The 22042-nt window shown below is 31.7% G+C and carries 13 protein-coding genes; 11 read left to right on the forward strand and 2 right to left on the reverse strand.

Annotated features, from left to right (window positions below):
* Window positions 1-171 precede the first annotated feature (171 nt).
* Window positions 172-1035, forward strand: a complete 864-nt coding sequence (locus tag JHL18_RS03910) for a YitT family protein (RefSeq protein ID WP_200266333.1) — start codon at window positions 172-174, stop codon at window positions 1033-1035.
* 137 nt (window positions 1036-1172) lie between these two features.
* Here the strand turns inward: JHL18_RS03910 and greA are convergent, their stop codons facing one another.
* Together greA and JHL18_RS03920 are read right to left on the reverse strand one after the other, a co-directional pair.
* Window positions 1173-1646 carry a transcription elongation factor GreA gene (greA, locus tag JHL18_RS03915; RefSeq protein ID WP_200266334.1) on the reverse strand — a complete coding sequence of 158 codons (474 nt, stop codon included), beginning with the start codon at window positions 1644-1646 and terminating at the stop codon, window positions 1173-1175.
* 86 nt (window positions 1647-1732) lie between these two features.
* Window positions 1733-2950, reverse strand: a complete 1218-nt coding sequence (locus JHL18_RS03920) for a hypothetical protein (protein WP_200266336.1) — start codon at window positions 2948-2950, stop codon at window positions 1733-1735.
* A gap of 237 nt (window positions 2951-3187) precedes the next feature.
* Here JHL18_RS03920 and JHL18_RS03925 point away from each other — a divergent pair, with 237 nt between their 5' ends.
* The 10 genes from JHL18_RS03925 (at window position 3188) to JHL18_RS03970 (ending at window position 21992) form a co-directional block, all read left to right on the forward strand.
* Window positions 3188-4132 (forward strand): ABC transporter ATP-binding protein, encoded by a 945-nt coding sequence (locus JHL18_RS03925; protein WP_200266338.1) that lies wholly within the window; start codon window positions 3188-3190, stop codon window positions 4130-4132.
* Window positions 4133-4147: 15 nt separating this feature from the next.
* Entirely contained in the window at window positions 4148-4891 is a 744-nt protein-coding gene (locus JHL18_RS03930; protein ID WP_200266340.1) for an ABC transporter permease, read from the forward strand.
* Between the two features lie 12 nt (window positions 4892-4903).
* On the forward strand, window positions 4904-5857 hold the full coding sequence (locus tag JHL18_RS03935; protein ID WP_200266342.1) for an ABC transporter permease: 954 nt from the start codon (window positions 4904-4906) through the stop codon (window positions 5855-5857).
* Window positions 5858-6078: 221 nt separating this feature from the next.
* Window positions 6079-8640 (forward strand): LuxR C-terminal-related transcriptional regulator, encoded by a 2562-nt coding sequence (locus JHL18_RS26435; protein ID WP_200266344.1) that lies wholly within the window; start codon window positions 6079-6081, stop codon window positions 8638-8640.
* Window positions 8641-8837: 197 nt separating this feature from the next.
* The gene (locus JHL18_RS03945) at window positions 8838-9890 is read left to right on the forward strand and encodes an inorganic phosphate transporter (protein WP_200266346.1); all 1053 of its coding nucleotides are present in this window, start codon (window positions 8838-8840) and stop codon (window positions 9888-9890) included.
* A 481-nt stretch (window positions 9891-10371) separates the two neighbouring features.
* Complete coding sequence (locus JHL18_RS03950; protein ID WP_200266348.1) at window positions 10372-12843, forward strand: GH39 family glycosyl hydrolase; 2472 nt, start codon at window positions 10372-10374, stop codon at window positions 12841-12843.
* A 311-nt stretch (window positions 12844-13154) separates the two neighbouring features.
* Complete coding sequence (srtB, locus tag JHL18_RS03955) at window positions 13155-13961, forward strand: class B sortase (protein ID WP_200266350.1); 807 nt, start codon at window positions 13155-13157, stop codon at window positions 13959-13961.
* A gap of 89 nt (window positions 13962-14050) precedes the next feature.
* A complete protein-coding gene (locus JHL18_RS03960) occupies window positions 14051-16825 on the forward strand; it encodes a prolyl oligopeptidase family serine peptidase (protein WP_200266352.1) in 2775 nt (924 codons plus the stop codon).
* 253 nt (window positions 16826-17078) lie between these two features.
* Complete coding sequence (locus JHL18_RS03965) at window positions 17079-20432, forward strand: hypothetical protein (RefSeq protein ID WP_200266354.1); 3354 nt, start codon at window positions 17079-17081, stop codon at window positions 20430-20432.
* A gap of 399 nt (window positions 20433-20831) precedes the next feature.
* Window positions 20832-21992 carry an iron-containing alcohol dehydrogenase gene (locus tag JHL18_RS03970; RefSeq protein WP_200266356.1) on the forward strand — a complete coding sequence of 387 codons (1161 nt, stop codon included), beginning with the start codon at window positions 20832-20834 and terminating at the stop codon, window positions 21990-21992.
* Window positions 21993-22042 lie beyond the last annotated feature (50 nt).

Below are 22042 nucleotides of genomic sequence, written 5' to 3' on the forward strand. Positions count from 1 at the left end.
CTATATAGCAAGTTATAAAAATTTTTACTAGTTTCACCACTTTTTTTATAACAATAGTTGTTGTTTAAGTGGTTTAAGAAATTAGAGTATTGAGCTATAATAAATAGGATTATACTATTGATTTGAACATAAGAGGTTTATACAACAAAATATTTAAGGAGAAAACATTTGATGCTTAAGAAATACTCAGCTTTAATAAGAAATATATTATTGATTTTACTGGGAAATACAATATATGCTTTGGCAGTGACTATGTTTATACTTCCTACTGAGTTGATTACAGGTGGGACAACTGGTTTGGCGCTGTTGTTTTATCATCAGCTCAATGTGCCTATTACCATATTTGTTTCTATATTTAATATAAGTATGTTCGTATTAGGGGCGTTGGTTCTCGGAAAGAAATTTGCATTTACTACCCTTATTAGCACTTTCTATTATCCTTTTATCTTAGGGATTTTGCAGACTATTCCTGAACTAAAAAATATGACTTCAGATCATCTGTTAGCAACAATTTATGCAGGAATAATGATTGGGTTTAGCATAGGAATAGTTATAAAAGCAGGTGCATCTACAGGAGGAATGGACATACCTCCGCTTGTGTTAAATAAAAAGCTTGGGTTGCCAGTGTCAGTGGTTATGTATGCATTAGATTTTACTATACTTATGTCTCAAATGCTTTTTGCAAATAAAGAGCAGGTTCTATATGGTATTTTATTAGTATTAATTTATACTGTAGTGCTTGATAAGGTCTTATTACTTGGACAGTCTAGAACTCAGGTGAAGATTATAAGTGATAAGTATGAGGAAATAAATCAGATGATAATTAAATATCTAGATAGAGGATCAACTTTAATTCATGCGGAGACCGGATATTTTCACAATGATAACTTGGTAGTTCTTACTGTTATATCAAATCGAGAACTATCAAAATTGAATGAGATGGTTTTATCCATAGATCCAAAAGCTTTTATGATCATTAATAGGGTTAATGAGGTAAAAGGCCGTGGATTTAGCATGGAGAAGTACTATGTATAAGCATGTTATGCAGAAATGTCATATTTTCGGAATAAAGAGACTTTAACAATAATTAAATTTGGTAAAATAAAAATCATGTGTGAAGTTACTAATTCTTCATACATGATTATATATATATATAATTGCATCTTATTCTTTTATTTTTCCTGCAATACTTCTAATATCTCTACGTTATAATTTTCTCCAGGAGCATTAACTTCAACTACATCTCCAGCTTTCTTACCAGATAAAGCTTTTCCTAAGTCAGATTCGATGCTTATCATCATGTTATCAGGATCTAAATCCATTGTAGTTACTAAGGTTACAACAGTTTCGAAATCATCTTCTACGAATTTAACTTTAGCTTTACTATTAAGACCTAATACTGATTTATCTATGGTTTCATCATCTACAATAATGGCTGTTGAAATCATGGTCATTAGGTATTGAATTCTATTGTCATTTTCTCTATAGTTAGCACAAGCTTCCTTGTACTCTGCATTTTCAGATCTATCACCATGTGCAGCTGCTTCTAGTTTTTCTCTTGCAATCTCAGCTCTTTTTGTAGTCAGTCTATATTCTAATTCTTCTTGTAATTTCCTCATATTTTCCGCTGTTAATGTGTTATTCATAAAATAGGTTACCCTCCCACGAAATTAGTATATTAATATTATATAGCATTTCATAAAAAACAAAAGATGTTTAAAATCACATTAAATTAAATTACTTGTTTTTCATCAATTGAATCTGGAATATTATCTATACTTTCTACAATATGTAGATCTTCTGTTATATCAAATTTATGGTCAAAATTAAAAATATAGGCACAAATTAGCCATATAATCCAACAATTTATTCCGAAAAATAAATAACCACAATAACCTAGTATAGGCATCTCTGAAAAAATATGTACTTTATCTAAATAAGGAACTGTATACTTCCAGAAGTTTGGGTTTGTAGGCATATCTTGATGGAAATATCCACTTCCATAATTCCATAGCTCCCAGAAGAATCCGTTTAATAAAGTTGCTAAACCTATTAAAGCTACCGGTGACCAGTTACCATCATTTATAGGTGTTAAAGGTGTCCATAAACCGAGCAGTTCCATTGCGGCTGATAATAATGGAACTAAAGCAACCCATAACACCCAAAATAATATATAAGGATAATAACCCATACCAAATGCTAGAACTATTCCTAGCAAATAATATGTAATTATAAACTTCCTAGATACGCTTATCTTAGGACCAAAGCTATATCTATTTCGAATAGATGGAAAAGTTTTTAAAAGCAGATACCATTCAAAAATAGCTGGTAATACTGTTGTATAGGATAATGAGAACCAAAATATATTTCCGAAGTTAGAGAAAATGGAATCATTAGGATAATACCAGTTTTCAATAACGAAGAAATTAAGATATTCAAAGGCAAACCAACTAAGGCAAGAGACAACTGCCAACAGCTGCATAGTGCCAGGTTTTTTTGAAATCAAGGATACACCACTATTCCTCTTATAAACTAAACCATCTAATATCAATATAAATGACCACCATAAAGGTACAAAGGCATATGCAGACAAAGGAGCAAAAAATTTTATTCTAGTCCACATAAGGAACCAACTACTGCATAGAACAGGTATACTCCACCAAAACCATAAAGGGTATTTAAATTTCTTATTAACGGAAGCTTTTACAAGGGGTTTCTTAAAACCAAAAAACTTAGGAAATATAAGAAAGCTAAAGATAAATAATGTTAAAAGCACCCCAGCTGTGAAATAAATTACGCTAAATCCAGGTGCTTCTACGACCTTTTGAGCTGGAAACAGACCATATCCAGGTGGTAGTCCGCCCCATCTAAGAAGACTTCCTATTAAAGGCAGTATAAAAATTACTGCTGATGTAATGATTAAAAAAGCTTTTTCATAAGATTTTTTCATATGTCTAACTCCAATCGCTAAAAAATTATTGCATGGTAATATTCGACATATATTTACATAATCCTCTAATTTATGAATATTTTTATTTAATAAATTTATAGAAAATATATATTTATTAGAAATAGGTTTGTTGAGAGGTTGATAAGCCTTTATTTTTTTATAGTGTTATAAATCAACCTTTCGGTTGATTACAGATAGATGGTCTAGAGCGTAATATTTATATCAGAGGTGAGAGTGATGGAAAAAATATTAGAAGTAAAAGATTTGAAAAAATATTATAAAGAAAATAAAGCTGTAGATGGATTAAGTTTTGATTTATACAAAGGAGAAATATTAGGTTTCTTAGGACCCAATGGTGCTGGGAAAAGTACTACAATAAGTATTTTATCAACTATACTAAGACACGATGAAGGAGAAATTAAGTTCTTTGGGACTGATATAAATAAAAATAAAAAAATGATTAAATCTAGCCTAGGCATAGTACCTCAAGAGCTTGCTATATTTGAAGAGATATCAGCATTTAGAAATGTTGAGTTCTTCACTTCCTTATACGGATTAAAGGGAAAGGAATTAAAAGCAGCAGTATTAGAGGCTCTTAGGATGGTTGGATTAGAAGATAAAAAGGATAGTAAACCAGTGACTTTCTCTGGAGGAATGAAGCGAAGACTTAATATAGCTTGTGCTATCGCTCATAAGCCTAATATACTTATATTAGATGAACCTACTGTAGGAATAGACCCTCAATCAAGAAATCATATACTTGAGTCAATCAAAAGGTTGAGAGACAAAGGGACAACTATAATATATACAACTCATTATATGGAAGAGGTAGAAGAGATTGCAGATAGAGTAATCATAATGGATAGCGGTACTAAGATAGCTGAAGGAACCATAGGCGAACTTATGGAAAGCTATAAAAATACAAGATTATATAAGATTTCAATAGAAGCTATTAATAAGGATGGCATTAAAGCAGATTTCTTATATGAGATAGAAGGCATCCAAAAGGTTGAGGTCAGTGATAGATTTTTAAGTATTACAACCATTAAGGAGATAGAAAACTTAGATAAGATAATTTTAAGACTAATTGATAAAGGAATAAAGATAAATCACATAACAAGTGAAGAGGGAAATTTAGAGATGGTATTCTTAAAGCTAACAGGAAAAAAATTAAGGGATTAGTAGAGGTGAAGGAAAATGATTTTAGGGCAGCTTATAAAACAAGACTTTAAAAATCTTATCACAACACCTGTGATTGTAACGGTATGTGTTTTTTATCCATGGGCGCTGGTAGGTTTATTTGGTTTCATACTCTCAAGTTTTTACGGGGGAAGGGGAGTAAGTTCTTATGATTATTATGGTGTAACCATGATGCTTTATTTGGTGATAACCTCCATAACTATAACACCCAATACCTTTATGGAGAAGAAGCTTAGAAGGGGAAATATGAGGATAGCTTATGCACCAGTTTCAAAGGTAGCTATATACATGTCTAAGATAATTTCTTCTTATCTATTTATGGGGATCAGTTTTTCTATAAACATGATCTTAATGCAGTACTTTAATTTTGTTAACTTTGGAAGAAATAACTTTATATATATTCTTATATTATTTGGAGCTTTTTTATTATTTACAGTTACTATAGGAGGAGCAGTTTGCGTAATCTTAAAGACTGAAGAACTTACTAATATGATACTTTCTAATATAGCTAGTATATTTGCATTGCTATCAGGGATATTCTTCCCAGTGGATAGTTTGGGGAAGGTAGTAAGTAATATATCTAATGTATCTCCATTAAAGTGGATTTTAAATGTATCCTTTAGTGTGATATATGATAACAATTTTCAAAATTATAATATGATTGTGCTTGTACTGATATTGTTATCGATTATAAGTTTATTTATCATGCATTTTAACTATAAGCCTGAAGATTATATATAAAGGAGAAAAAAGATGTTAAAGCTAATTAAAGGGATTTTATATAGGATGGTAACTAGCAAGGCTTATTTAATAACGCCTTTAGTAATAACTCCAATAGTCATAGCAGCTGCGATTTATTTTTCTAGCAGCATGATTACAAAAGCCAATATAGGAGTGGTTGGAGCTGATAATATAAATTTAAAGTCTAATGAAATAAATATGATAAGGCTTAAAGAGGATGTACCACTTTCGGATCTAGTAAAGAATAAGTATGATGCAGTCTTAACCTTTAATAATGGCAAGGTTGCAGTAGATACTATAAAGGATAACAATTTTAAAGAGAAACTAGAAAAGCTATTAAATGGAGAACAAGTGGTTATCAAAGAAGGTGAAAAAAGAGGGGTAGCAGCTAATATAGTAGGGTTTTTAACTATGTTTGTGCTTGCACTTGGAGTAATGCTCTATAAGTTTTTCTTTAATGATAAGAAAGGCATATCAAACAGAGTTATTAGCTCTAATATAACCTATGAGCAGTATGTAGCAAGTCATTTTGCCTCGGTTTTTGTGATGATATTTATACCTACGCTAACAGTAACTATATTAGCGAAGTTATTACTAAATCTAGATACAGCAGTAACAGCTATAGAGTTAGCTTTCATAGTATTTATCTTATCACTGCTTGCTGCAGCCTATGGTTTGCTGATATCCTCTATTGTTAAAGATGAGGAAAGTGCTAGCATGTTAGGTATTATGCTTAATATAACAACTACACTTATTGCAGGAAGCTTTTTCACAATATCTAATAATAGTTTAATAAGCGCTATTGGAAAGCTGTTTCCCCAAAGGCATATATTAAATTTCACCATGTCCTTAGAGAATGGAAAAGGATTAAATTATATCAGTTTATCAAATGTGTTAATAGTATCTTTGATGATGATTTGCCTATCTTTTTTGATCACTAGATTCAAGATGAGAAGATATAATTAAAGGATTCGTATATCGAAACTTAAGTTATACATGTTCGATAATCACGGCTTCTAGTGATTATCGTGCACGCATAGCTTAATAGTTGAGTTAGGAATTAAGAGATTCCGGTATTGCATATGGTATAATAAATATAACAAAATTATACGGCCTCTAGTGATTATCGGGCACGTATAAATTAATAGTTGAGTTAGGAACTCTAGAAGTGATTAAAGGTGATTATAGTGAAAAGTATTCTTTATACAAGATTAATAAGGCCCAAAAGTACTAGTTTAGTTAATAGAAGTAAGAGTATACAGAATAAAGTTAATTCTATTTCAGAATGTAAGTTAGCAGTTATAAAAGGTGGAGCAGCTGTTGGTAAAAGTACGCTTATTTCTAATTATGTAAAAGATAAAGAAAATCATATGTGGCTTTCTTTGGATGAAAATAGTAATGATTTATCATACTTATGGACTTATGTACTATATGGGTTAAGTGATAAGCTTGAAGACTTAAAACTATATATAGATATGATAAATCCATTAGTAAATAGGGAGGATATATTCGAATTAATATCGTCTTTGATCAATGAGCTTTTGGGCAGAGAAGAACTATTTATCGTACTAGATGACTTTCATTATGTAGAAGATAAGTTTCTTTTAGAAACTATAGAATACTTTATAGCTAATTCATCAGATAATATACACTTTGTGTTAATCTCCAGATATGATATACCGCTTTACCTAGGAAATATTCTTATGAAGGGTGGAATTGTTGATATTAACTCAGAAGATTTTTATCTTACCTTCGAAGAAAGTAAGGAATTTATCAGAAATAGCAGCAAGGTTCAGATTAGTGATGAGCTTATAAAAGAAATATACTCAAGCTCAGAAGGATGGATAGGTGCAATTAAGCTTTTCCTAACTGTATCAAATAGTAATAAAACTATAAAGAATGTACCTAAAAATAACAAGTTATTTATAGAATACATGAATAATGAAATCATGAAAAGTCTATCTCAAGAAGAAAAAGATTTTCTTATTAAAACATCTCCTATAAGCTATGTTAATCCTAGTATTTATAGCAGTATAGCAGGAAAAGATGGTTTTGATATCATAGAGAAATTAATAGAAAAGAACATGCTTATAGTTTCTATAGATGAAGAAAAAAGGATATACAGATATCACAATGTTTTGAGGCAGCATTTACTAGAGCTGTTTGATAAATATGAAGCTAATATTAAAAGTGAAACCATTGATAGACTTACTAAATCCTTAATACAAGATGAAAACTATGATGAGGCACTGAATATTTTTATTAACTGGGGCAGGTATGATGATGGATTAAGGCTTATAGAGAAGAATGTACAACATCTTGTCTCTACTAAACTACTAAATGAATTTCCTCTAGAGTACTATAGTAAGAGTATGGATCTAACTCTTATAGCTATATTTTTTAATTATCTAAATTTAGATTATGAAAGATGTAATATTATAGCAAGTTCCATAAAAGAGGTTTCTAATAATGAATTTTTAAATTCTATTAGGTTATTTACCGTTATATTGGATAATTCTGCAACAGATAATTTCTATTTTGAATTATCTAGAGAAATTGATGAAAACTTAAATATACTCACAAAGACTATTTATTATATATTAGCTTCATGGATACTAGGCTTTTGGGGAGAATGCTCAAGAGCTTTTGATATGTTGCAACTGATAGAGGAAGCTAATAAGCAGCTACAAAACAGTTATGTTGAATTGATGTGTAAATATAATAGAATTTCTCTTTTGGAAGAAATGGGTAGGCTACATGAAAGTGAAGCTGGATATAAAGAATTAAACAGCTTAATCAATAGTAAAAATAATAAAGCTTGTTTTAAGATTTTCAAAACTGTGGGACTGCCAGGGGTATATATAAAACAGCTTAAGTATAAAGAAGCAGAAAAACTTTTAGTAGAGGCTAAGGATTTGCTTAACGATTTGGATGGAAGAGATGCTTTTAGTTCATTAAAGATTGGTATCGAGTATAATTTAGCTGAGGTAAAATACATTAAAGGAAATATTCACGAATGTGAGGAGCTATTAAGTGACATAAGTAAGTACGAAAAGGGAAGTTATGTATATATTCAAATGATGGCATTAAGGATAAGACTATTATCAAACGAAGGAAAGATAAAAAAACATGAGTATGATGAATTTATTGATACTTATGAATATATGTATAAGAACTCCAGTTATAAAGGGATTATTGGTATAACTTACGGAGTGGCGCTTTTCCATTTAGGAAAATATGAAAAAAGTTTAGAAGTATTTAAGGATGTAGCATTTTTAAGTAGAAAAAATAGAGCTGGATACTCACTAGTCTACTCTTTACTCTGGAAGGCAATAGTTTTAGATAAGCTTCAGACTAGTGGAAATAGGGAGCTTATAAATATTTTAAGGGAAGCAGTATTCTATTGTAGAGAAGAAGAGATTTTATTTCCTTATTATATAAATAAAAAGCTCTTAAATAAAATATTTAAGAAATTTAACGAACAACTGGTAGAGGATAAGGATAATAGGACATTTCTTAAAAAGCTAGAGAGTATAGTAGAGTGGGCAAGCGAAAATACTCTAATATTAAGTTCAAGAGAAATAGAAGTTCTTAGAGCTCTAATAGAGGGGTTAAGCAATAAAGAAATAGGAGAAAAACTATTTATATCTGTATCCACCGTAAAAACTCATATAATAAATATATATTCAAAGCTTGGAGTTAAGAATAGAGTAGAAGCAGTGAATGAAGGAGTTAAGATACTTCAATAAAAAAATAAGAATGTGTGGTCTGTAAGATTCTTAGATACGTTTAGAAAAGACAGATGAGCAAAAAAGGTTGCTGAAGAAAATCGCTTCAGTGACCTTTTTATTTATTAGCAAAATAAGTATTTAATTATAAATATCGATATAAAACAATATATTAGTATTGAGAATATAATTAACCATAAAATGAGAGGGGATAATTAATGACCATTTCATTCGCTGAATTTTTAAAGCAAATAGTGAATAATCCAGCACTATTGATAACGGCGATCTTGACTCTAGGGGTAGTTTTAGTAAATGGATGGACTGATGCACCAAATGCTATCGCTACCTGTATATCTACTCGTGCAATAAGTCCTCATCCTGCAATTATTATGGCAGCCATATTTAATTTTTTCGGTGTTTTTGTAATGACTTTAGTAAATGCTAATGTAGCGCAAACAATATATAACATGGTGGACTTTCATGGAAACACACATGAAGCATTGGTAGCTTTGTGTGCAGCTCTATTTGCAATTGTGGTATGGTCTACAGCAGCTTGGTACTTCGGAATTCCTACTAGTGAAAGTCATGCATTAATAGCTGGAATATCAGGAGCTGCAATTGCACTTCAAGGTAATCTTAGTGGGATTAATGGTTCTGAATGGGTGAAGGTAATATATGGACTTATACTTTCTACTGCACTAGGATTTATCATGGGCTGGCTTTTGGTAAAGTCTGTAGCAATTGTATTTCGTAATTCTAACAGAAAAAATACTAGCGATTTTTTTCAAGGAGCGCAAGTTTTTGGGGGAGCGGCTATGGCTTTTATGCATGGCGCTCAAGATGGTCAAAAGTTTATGGGGGTATTCATGCTAGGAATATTTTTAGCTAATGGACAAGGGTCTGTAGAAAACTTTGTTATACCAATATGGCTTATGATGTTATGTTCCTTAGTTATGGCTTTAGGCACTTCCATTGGAGGATATAAAATAATTAAGGCTGTAGGCATGAAGATGGTTAAATTAGAAAAATATCAAGGCTTTTCAGCAGATTTAGCAGCGGCAGGATGTCTTCTTATTTCTTCACTAACTGGAATACCAGTAAGCACAACTCATACTAAAACTACTTCTATAATGGGAGTTGGAGCAGCAAAGAGGCTTAGTGCTGTAAACTGGCTAATGGTTCAAGAAATGGTTTGGACATGGATTTTAACATTTCCAGGTTGCGGAGTTATAGGGTTTATAATGGCAAAGTTATTCATTTGGATCTTTTAATTAGACAGATACTAATTTTATTCTAACTAGCATTGAAAATTTTCTTGGTTTAAGTAGCGGTTAACTACTATATGTAAAGTACTTATAAAATGACTGGAGAGAATAAATGTAAGGGCATTTCCAAATTAATTGACTATTATTGGTAAAAACAATATAATAATCTTATAATTACATATTAAACTCTTGCATGTAATTGTTGGATAGTAACTGACTTGATCAAGCTAGACCTTCGTTAATAAGAAGTAGGATGAGACCTATCTTTTTATTAATAGAGGTCTTTTTTACTGTAAAGTAAATCAGTTAGAGATATGAATATTGTAAAGATATAGATGAACCACTTCATAATTGAATTTATATTTTCAAATTCTCCTCTCAGAACCCAGAGGAGTTTTGAAAATAGATTTCGGATTGAAATGGTTCATCTTTAATAAGATAAATTTAATTTGATAAGTATCTATAAATACAATGGGGGGAGAAATTAATGAAATATACTAATAAGATAATAGATATGATAGGAGACATTCCGATAAAAATATTTATTGAAAGCATTAAAACCTCATGTTACTACTTAAATCCAAAGCTAAGCTTGATATTTGTTATTAAAGGTGAAGTTCTTATAAAGCAAGAAGATAAAGAATATAAACTAACAGAAGAGGATGTTATCTTAATTAATCCAAACATAATGTACAGCATAGATAGTTCAAGCACTAATCAAATCTACATCTTAGAAATAGATTGTAAATATTTTGGTAATTTATATAATAACTTTACCGACTTGAGATTTGAATTAAACTCCTTAAATATTAATGAAGCCAATATAGAAGAATATAAAAATATTAAAAGTGTAATGATAAAGCTGCTAGAGGTATGCATAAATAAAGAAAATGGATATCTACTGATTGCAAAACAACTGATAATGGAACTTATAGTGTTATTAATCAACAAATTTACTGTGGATGAAATTGAGAGTACGCTTTCTATAAATCATGATAATGAAAGGGTAAACAGTATCATAAAGTTTGTACTTACTCATTACAAGGAAAAAATAAGTTTACAAGATATTTCACAATATATGCATTTAAATTCTCAATACATATCTAGATATTTTTCAAAGCAGATGGGGATTCCTTTAAACGCTTTTATTAGTAATTTACGATTAGAAGAGTCTATAAAGGACTTGATATTATCTGATAAAAAAATTACTTTTATTGCGTTAGAAAATGGATTTCCAAATTTAAAATCTTACTTTAAAGCCTTTAAAGAAATATATGGTATGACTCCTTCAAAATATAGAAATATTTACTTAAATGAAATAAGAGAAAGTTCACTAGAATTAGATTTTTCTAAATTTAAGTTAGAGAAAATACCTAATTATGAGAATGATAAACTCAGGTTATTGCCTGAAAAAAAGCAAAGCTATGTAATTGATTTAAATTCTTCAGTGGAGGTTTTTGATAAGAGTTGGAAAAGGATTTTAGCTTTTGGTAGGGCTGTAGAAGGTATGAGGGAAGAACTAAGAAATCAATTGAGATTGGTTCAAAAAGATATAGGATTTGAATACGTGAGGTTTCATGGAATACTTTCTGATGAGATGCGTGTTTATAGTGAAGACGATCAGGGCAATTCGGAGTATAACTTTACTTATGTTGATGAACTTATAGATTTTTTATTGGAGATAAAGCTTAAACCATTCATAGAACTTGGATATATGCCTGATCAACTTGCTGCTGAAAAAAAATATATATTTGCATGGAAGGCCAATATTAGTTTTCCTAAGAGTATGAGAAGGTGGAATAAGTTTATAAGAAGTTTTGTAAAACATCTTATAGAAAGATATGGTACTAATGAAGTTGAAAAGTGGTATTTTCAAATTTGTGACCAATGGAATTACTTCAATACTGAGGATCAGAATTATTTTGAGTTCTTTAAAGAAACCTATGGTAGTGTGAAACAGGTTGAAGCGAAGCTAAGGGTTGGAGGGACATTTGACTTGCAGCTTTTAGATAAGTATGTTTGCTATTTAAAAGATGAGAAGGTAGCATTAGATTTTATTGCTGTAAGAACTTATTCACTAGTACCAAATGGAAAGTCAGATTCGCTTGAACTTATCAATAGGTTTGGAAAGGTGTCAGATAATGAACTGATACTTCAGAATTCAATAGATTATTGTTCATATGCTGATGAAAGCTTCATTAGTGAACAAATAGATAAGTTTATTGATATAATAGACAAGCATAAATTAGATATAAAAGAGTTTTTTGTTACTGAATGGAATACTACTCCAAGTCAAAAAGATTTATTACATGATACATGCTTCAAGGCTTCATTTTTCGTGAAAAATATTGTTGATAACTTTAATAAAGTTAATGGTATAGCATACTGGTCCTTTAGTGATATATTTGAAGAAACTAAAGCAAGTAACAATATCTTTCATGGAGGACTCGGTTTTATAACCAATAATGGAATAAAAAAGCCAATTTATTATGCCTATCAATTTATGAATAGATTAGGAAATAATATATTAAGAAAAGAAAGTGATTTCATAGCTACTAAAAATACCAATAATTCTATTCAGATTTTAGCATTTAACTATTGTCATTTTATTGATGATAGAAAGCAGTGTCATTCAAAAGATATTACTTTAAAAGACAGGTATCATGTTTTTAATGAAAAAAGTAAAAATATAAGCTTTATTTTAAAAGGATTATCTGGAGAAGTAGTAGTGAAGATGTATAGAATTAACAAAGAAAACGGGTCGGCTTATGATGAATGGCTTAGAATTGGTGCGCCGAAGTTCATGGATTTAGATGAACTTAATTATATTAAAAACAGATCAATATTTGAATATAGAATGAAAAACAGTGATATAAATGGTGATTTTATAATAAATGAAAAGTTGGAACCCCATGAAGTTATGTTAATTGAGATTGTACCTATTAAACATAATCATTAGAAAAAGTTAAAGTTAGAGTGTTGATAAAAGGAGTGTTACCTGTCGGGTTTTAGCCATATAAAGTTGGAATGGTAGATACACAAAAAACTCATTGAAGAAAGTCTCTTCAGTGAGTTTTTTTATTCCATTTTTTGACTTATATATAGTGGAAATAATTAAGTTTTTTTAGTATATGGAAAATAGAACAAAAAGTAATAATAAAACAATATATAAAAATCCACAAATGGAAAGCTTTACAATTGGTTAAAATATATAATTAGTTTGCTGGGTAATTAAGGGGGTATAACTTTAAATTTAAATAGGAGATATATATGTTTGATACTGATGTCAGAGACAAAGAAGATAATTTAAATAAGTCAAGATTACAGGAAAAAGCTTCAGTTAGAAGCTTTCTAAAAATAATTATGATATTAATTTGTGTAAGTACGTTTTTATATTCTGCTTATAGATTATATGTTATTGGACATGAATACAGCACTGCGACAAATGAATATAAAAAGCTACAAAAATATGTTGAAAAAATTCCAAGTGATAAAAGTAAATCAAATTTTTCTTCTGAAATAAATATAAACTTTAAAGAACTTAAAGCAATTAATAACGATGTTATTGGGTGGATTTACTTTGAGAATATAGACATTAACTATCCTATTGTTAAAGGCACTGATAACACATTCTATTTGAACCACACTTTTAAAAAAGAGGTGAATAAATCTGGAAGCATTTTCATGGATTACACAAATGATGAGCAATTCAAAGATTTTTATACAATTTTATATGGACATAATCTCAAGAATTCATCTATGTTCAGTGCGTTGATGAAATATAAAGAAAAAGATTTTTATGTGTCCAACCATTGTTTTTGGATTTATACTCCGAGTGGTAAGTTAAAGTGCGAGATTTTTTCATGCTATATAACGAGCAGTACTAGTAAAAGTTATAACAAAAATTTTGAATCAAAGGAACAGTATGGCAGTTTCTTGAGAGATATAACTAATAATTCTATTTATGATACTGGAGTTACGGTAACAGCAGAGGACTCAATTGTGAGTCTATCAACCTGTACAAATTCAGATAAAGAAAGTCGAATAATTGTACATGCTAAGGTTATAAAACAATAGAATTAAGAAATTAAATAAGTACTTTATGATCATTTATATAGATTCTAAAGTAAAAAAGGGTGAAAAACCTATGAAATTAGGGGGTAGAAATGGGAAAGATATTTAGACGAAGTGGAAAAATTATGTTGGCACTTATTTTAGCTGGTGTCATGGTATTTTCTCCAAGTAGAAGTGCTCTTGCTGCAGATGGTCAAGCACAAACAGCATCATATCGTACTGTAAATGAAGTATTTGACTGGGGGACAGCAACTACAAAGGTTATAGTTGACTTAGGTAAGAAAGTTGATCAAAACTCCGTTGCTTTGGATACTTTTAAAGTACATGTAGTGAGGACTGAAAATAGGGCAAATACTATGATTTTAGGGGATAAGGAAGGAGATCGTAAGATTACTAAGGTCTATGTTGCTAACAAAGATGGTAATGCTGCAACTAGTGGGAATTATGTAGTTATTGAGATGGAAGTTGGACCTGATGTATCATTAGCTTCCCCAATAAACTATGATTTAACTACTAATCTTAATGGATGGGTTAAATGTGACTATACAATCACTCAGCAAAAAGATATCACATCAAACTCAGGAACAATTTCAGGGTTAGTTGTAAATACTTATACTGGGGACATTAAGCCTATTGTAGATGAATTTAAAACCGGACAAGCAACCTATGATAATATCACACTGCATTATGCAAGTTATGCACCTGCAAAAGATGCAAATAAACATCCATTAGTTATATGGTTACACGGAATGGGAGAAGGGGGCACAGATGGACTCCTCCCTATCACAGGAAATAAAGCAGACAATTTTGCTTCAAAAGAAATGCAAGCTTATTTTGGAGGAGCATATGTATTAGCACCTCAAGCTCCAACCTTTTGGATGGATGGATTTAATGGATTTGGTGATGGAACTTCAAAATATGAAAATGCACTTATGTCATTAATTAAAGACTATGTTGCAAGTAATAAAGATATTGATACAAGCAGAATTTATATCGGTGGAGACTCTAATGGTGGATATATGACAATGGTTATGGCTAGAGACTATACTGATTATTTTGCAGCAGCATTTCCAACTTGCGAAGCTTTAAAGGATACTTTAATAAAAGACTCAGATATAGAGAAGATGAAGAACCTCCCAATATGGTTTACTGCAGCTAAAACAGATACAACAGTTCCAGTAAACGATTATGTGGTTCCAACTTATAACCGTTTAGTAAAGGCGGGAGCAAAGAATACACATCTATCACTATTTGATAAGGTAGTTGATACTACAGGCTTATATAAAAAAGCAGACGGATCACCATATGAGTACATGGGACATTGGTCATGGATTTATGTGTATAATAACCAATGTACAGATACAATTAACGGCAAGAATACAACAATAATGGAATGGTTGGCTAGTCAAGCTAAAGTTAAGTCTACTAGTTATTCAACAGTTACTGAAGTACAGGACTGGGGACCAGCAATCACAAAAGTAATCATTAACTTAGGTCAAAAGGTAGATCAAGGATTAATAGCTACAGATACTTTTAAAGTACATGTAGTAAGAACTGAAAATAGACCCAATACTCCAATATTAGGAGCTGCAGAAGGAGATCGTAAGGTTGTAAGAGCTTATGTTTCTGACAAAGATGGCAATGCAGTGCCAAGTGGAAACTATGCTGCTCTCGAAATGGAGATAGGTCCAGATTTGGCATTAGGTTCACCAATGAACTATAGCTTAACATCAGGTTTAAATGGATGGATTACCTCTAATTATACAATTACAGAGCAAAGAGATATAATCACTAGCGATCAAGTAATCAGAGGATTAGTAGGAAATGTATATGCTGGAGGAACTAGCGGACTTCTAGACAAGTTTGCGACTTCCCAAGCAACTTATGATAATGTTACTCTTCACTATGCAAGTTTTGCACCTGCAAAGGATAGCAAAAAGCATCCATTAGTTATATGGTTACATGGTGGTGGAGAAGGTGGAAGTGATGGACTTCTACCTATAGCAGGAAATAAGGCAGTAAACTTTGCTTCAACTGATATTCAAGCTTATTTTAATGGAGCATATGTTTTAGCACCTCAAGCTCCAACATATTGGATGGATGGCTTAAATGGAAAGGCTGATGGAACTTCAAAGTATGAAGCAGCTCTTATGTCGCTAATAAAAGAGTATGTAGGAAACAATAAGGATATTGATACAAGTAGAATATACATCGGAGGAGATTCTAACGGTGGTTATATGACACTACTTATGGCAAGAGATTATACTGATTACTTCGCAGCAGCATTCCCAACTTGTGAAGGTTTAAAGGATACCTTAATATCTGACTCGGATATACAAAAACTAAAAAATCTACCAATATGGTTTACAGCAGCTAAGACTGATACTGTTCTTCCTCCATCTATATATGCAGTTCCAACTTACGATAGATTAGTAAAGGCTGGAGCAAAGGATGTTCACTTCACATACTTTGATAAAGTCCTAGATACTACAGGTTTATATAAGAAGGCTGATGGAACGCCATATGAATATAGTGGACATTGGTCTTGGATATATGTATATAATAACCAATGTGTAGATACAATTAAAGGCAAGAGTACAACAATAATGGAATGGTTAGCTTCTAAAACGATAAGCAAAACTGTACCAGTAACTCCAACTCAACCAACAAATACGATACCAAATCAGACTTCAACTACACCAAATACGACTACTCCTTCAACATCACAAACATCTACTACAGCAATTAGTACAACTTCACCACAAACTGGTGATACTGCACCAATAGTACCATTAGCAATGTTGATGGTAGCTTCTGTAGCAGGTGGAGCTATAGTATTAAGAAGAAAAGATGTAAAGCAACAATAGAATATAGTTAACAGAAAAAGGGTTAAGTTCTAGAGTTCTTAGGATTTAATCCTTTTTTATAGCACCTAAAAAATTAATCTTTGTCACCTAAATAGAATTGGACAATATAATTGTATTATAGTCAAAAATAAATGTTATGCGATGTATAACTTAATTTTAGAATTTTTGCTTTCAAAGTCTTCTCCAAGAATTTTGGTAGACTTTGAAAATGGTTTGCGTGCTGAAGTTGTACATCTTTAATAAGGGGATAAAAATGAAAAATTCTACTTTAAAGAAAACTGCAATAGGCATATGTTTTGCTTTTGCTATTATGCTTCCTAGTATACCTGTAAAAGCACAAACTGTATCTCAAGAATCAAAGTTGATTCCATTAAAAGCTAGCAATATTTACGACGAAGTCATAGCTTTTTATGATGCAGATTATATAACAAAGGCAAGTATATTAGTAGATGAACAGGATAAAGTGCCGCAAACTCAAGAGGAAAAGCTAAACCAAGAGTTGAAGGCAAATACTTGGGTTCCTACTATGAAGAAGGAGTATGCACCTATTTCATGTTATATTGATCTAGGAACTGAGTTTAAAATAACAGCAATATCTTACTATGACACCTATGGGATTTCTTCTCTTGATTTTTCTAGTGGGACTCCTTTTCACTGGCAAAAGATAGCCACAAGACAAACAGATAGTTATTTAAATTGGTCAAAAATAGATTTAAAGGATTCCGATGTAGTGAGTCGGTATCTTCAAATAAAATGTGATGACTGTAATTCAGGTATATCAGAGATTGCAATTTACGGATATCAGGTAGGTGCAGACCCTGTAGTTAAAGAAGATAACTCTAACAATAAGCCTAACTTTAATATTACGGCTGATAAATTTATAGGTATAAATGCGTTTATAGACGATCCGTTAAATGTTATGAAGGTAGCAGGAACTGTACGAGAATACCATAATTTTGGCTGGAGCGGCAACGATGGTAGTAAGCTTCAGATAAGTCCTAGCGCAGCAGGCGGAGGATGGAATTTTGATGAATATTATAGGAAGTTAAATGATGCAGGTGTAGACGTTTTTCCTTGTATACAGGGAAATGCTGATTATATCCTGGGAGATAATACAAAATATGAATCTTCAAATAATAAACCTATAAAAAAAGGAGCAGATGCAACTTTACCGGCTTCTTATTACGATCATGCCTCTGTTATGTATCAGTATGCAGCTAGATATGGGCATACAGCCGTAGACCAAAGTACGTTAAAATTAGCTGAAAATCAGGAAAAGAAGACTGGTTTAGGCTTAATAAATTATTACGAAAATGCAAACGAGCCTAATATGGACTGGGAAGGCAGAGATAGTTATTTCTCTCCATACGAGTTTGCGGCAATGTGTAGTGCAGACTACGATGGACATGAAGGAACACTGGGGAAAGATGCAGGAGTAAAAAATGCTGATAAAAGTGCAAAGCTAGTAATGGGCGGTCTTGCAGGAAGTTCTAACTTTATAAACTATGTTAATCTTATGAAATCGTGGTTTGAGAACAATAGAAGCGATAAAAAGTTTGCTGCTGACGTATTAAACTTTCATGAATATTTTGGTAATGTGAATCCAGAGAAGGCTGATATGAAAGGTAAATTATCTAATATAGTAAAGTGGAGAAATAACAATTTACCAGATAAAGAGCTTTGGCTAACAGAGTTTGGCTGGGATACTAATAGTACTTCTACAATAGCAGCACCTTCAAAGGAAGCACAAGCTAACTGGCTTGTAAGAGGTTACTTGGCAGCTATGGCAGCTGGAATAGATAGAACCACTATGTATATGTTAAGAGATGCAAATCCTTATGGGTATGGAAACTATGGTTCCTCAGGTTTAGTTGGGGAAAAGGGAAGCTGGGAACCAAAGACTTCTTGGTATTATGTTTATACTATGAAGGATACCCTAAAAGGAATGGTGTTTGATAAAGTTATAACTGAAGCACCTAATTTATATATTTATAAATTTGTAGATCCTAATAACTCATCTAAGGAGTGTTACGCTGTATGGTCTCCAACAGCAGATGGAAGCAAAATTGAGGACTATAAGTTGAATATAGGAAATAAATCAAAAGCTAGCCTAGTTACTATGGATGATAATTATAGTGATGGATTAAGATCGCAGTTAAATATAAAAGATTCTACTGTAACACTAGAGGTAACTGAAAGACCATCCTTCGTATTAGTTACAGATGGTGCTGTAGCTCCAGTAGAGCCCACTTCTACAAGGATTGATATGGCTCCTTCAAGCGTATTTAGTGAAAATAACGAGGTCTTAGAACAATATAAGCATTTGGTAGATGAACAGCAAAAGCTTCCTATCGGATATGCAGGATTATTAAAAAATCAGCTAACTACAAAAGCTGAAGCTTTGTGGCCTTTAAGTAGATTTCCTTTAACAGGGTATATAGATTTAGGAAAAACTTATAAGATAACTCATGTGGGATTTTATGATTCCACTGGTCAAGGACTTATGAAGCTTACGGGAGGAACTCCAGATAGCTGGAATAAAGAGTCTTTTTTAGATTATGATTTTTATAATTATAATAGCTGGCAAGTAAGAGATGTAGATATAACTACAAGATATATAAAGCTTGATAAGTTTGATAACTCAGAGTGTTATGAGTTAGCATTTTACGGTTACCCGATAGAGCAACAGCAAGATAATAATAAAAATTTAATTAAGTTGGGTACAAATAATGTGTATGGAAACAAGAATGTAGTAAGTAGCTTTAAAGCTCTATTTGATGAGCAATCCTTGGTTCCAACTAATTCAACTTTATCTTTGGAAAATTCCTTCAAATCAAATTGGATTGAATTATGGAATTTGCCTATAATCTATGATGGATATATAGATTTAGGAGGATTTTACGATGTCTCAAATATAGCCTTTTATGATTCAAATGGTGTAGGAAAGTTAACCTTCTACTCCGGAGAGCCGGGGAAGTGGAATAAGGTATTAGAAGATGGGTTAGATAGATATAATGAGTGGGTAAATAAAGGGTTAAGCGGTGTAAAAACAAGGTATGTAAAAATAGAAAAAGAAAACAATGCAGGAATGGGAGAAATAGCATTTTACGGCACTGCCATTGGGGATGGTGGTGTAAGTGAGAATTTTATAAAAGGGATATATGAAATAAGAGAAGATAAAGATAGTAAAATAAAAATTGAGGATTCTATGATAAATACTGAGCAGCCTCTTTTAACTAGCTTTAAAACCCTATTTGATGAAGCGGATAAAGTCCCAGTTTATAGCGATATGTTATTGGAAGATGAGTTATCATCAGGTTGGAAGCCCGTGGATAATTTTCAGGGAAATATGAAGGCTACAATCAATTTAGGAGGTAAGTATAAGATTACTCATATAGGTTTCTATGATACAAATGGTATTGGCTCACTCAAGGTTTACTCAGGCAGTGAAAACAATTGGAGTCTAGCCTTTGAAGATGGTTTAGATAGTTATAATACCTGGAAGATAAAAGATGTAAATCTAGAAACACAGTATATAAATCTAGAAAAGCTAGATAATGCAGGTATTGGAGAGATAGCGATCTATGGCTACAAGATAGAAAATTAAATTTATATAAAGATGAACCACTTTGATATAGAGTCTATTTTTAGAACTATCACGGATTCTAGTGAGAGAATTTAAAAATACAAACTTTACTACGAAGTGGTTTATCTGTTCATCTGTATAGGAACCAAGTATATGTTTCTATAGGACTTACGACACCAAAAGCATCACATTTGCAATTACATAGAGATTTGCTATAGGAACAATACCATGTCAAAAGACATTTGCTTTTAAAATCGCCATAAATTTTGTATTTGAACTGATAAGGCTACATTTAGTTATTCATTTTACGGAAACAATCATGAAATAGTATTGACTTAGAGTTAACTGTAAGGGGTATACTTTTAGTATAAAAAGTTAAAAACTAGTAAAGATTCATGCACTAATTAGGAGGAAAAGAATATGGATAATTTTAAATTTAATGCTTATACTGAAATGCTATTTGGTAAAGGACAGATTTCTAACCTTCCAGAAGTATTAAAAAGACATGGAAAAAATGTATTGATTGCCTATGGCGGAGGCAGCATAAAGAGAAATGGAATATACGATAATATTCAACAATTACTAAAGGATTTTAATATAGTAGAACTTAGTGGTATCGAACCGAATCCAAGAATTGAAACTGTGAGACGTGGAGTAGAGCTTTGTAAAGAACATAATGTTGATGTTATATTGGCTGTTGGTGGCGGAAGCACTATAGATTGCGCTAAGGTTGTAGGAGCAGCTTATTACTATGATGGAGATGCTTGGGATATAGTTACTGACCCTACTAAAATAGATAAGGTTATACCTATAGTTACTATATTAACACTAGCAGCAACTGGATCAGAAATGAATAAGAATGCAGTTATATCAAAAATGGATACAAACGAAAAGCTTGGTACAGCATCTTGGAATATGATACCTAAAACATCGATTCTAGATCCTGAATACTTATATACTTTACCAGCTATCCAAACAGCAGCAGGTTGTGCAGACATAATGTCTCATATTATTGAGAATTACTTTAAGAAAACTACAGATGCTTTTGTTCAGGATAAATTTGCAGAAGGTTTACTTCAAGCGTGTATAAAATATTGTCCTATAGCATTAAAAGATCCACAAAACTACGAAGCTCGTGCTAACATGATGTGGGCTAGTTCAATGGCCCTTAACGGTCTTACTGGAAGCGGAAAGGCAGGAGCATGGACTTGTCATCCAATAGAGCATGAACTAAGTGCATACTATGATATAACACATGGAGTAGGTCTTGCTATACTAACTCCAAGATGGATGAGATATATATTAAGTGAAGAAACAATTGATAAATTTGTTGATTATGCAATAAATGTATGGGGGTTAGAACCTAAGGGAGATAAATTTGCACTTGCAAATGAAGCAATAGATGCTACAGAAGATTTCTTTAAAGCTTGTGGTATCCCAATGACTTTAAGTGAACTTGGAATAGACAAAACAAACTTTGAGGCAATGGCAAAATCAGCTGTGGAGCATGGTGGTCTAGCATATGCTTATGTTGCTTTAAATGAAGAGGATGTATATAAGATTTTAGAGATGTGTATTTAAAGAAGTGTATGAAAGGTTCTATTGTTAATCGGAAATAGAGCTTTAATTTT

Source organism: Clostridium yunnanense (genome assembly GCF_016595795.1).
GTDB lineage: Bacteria > Bacillota > Clostridia > Clostridiales > Clostridiaceae > Clostridium_AR > Clostridium_AR yunnanense.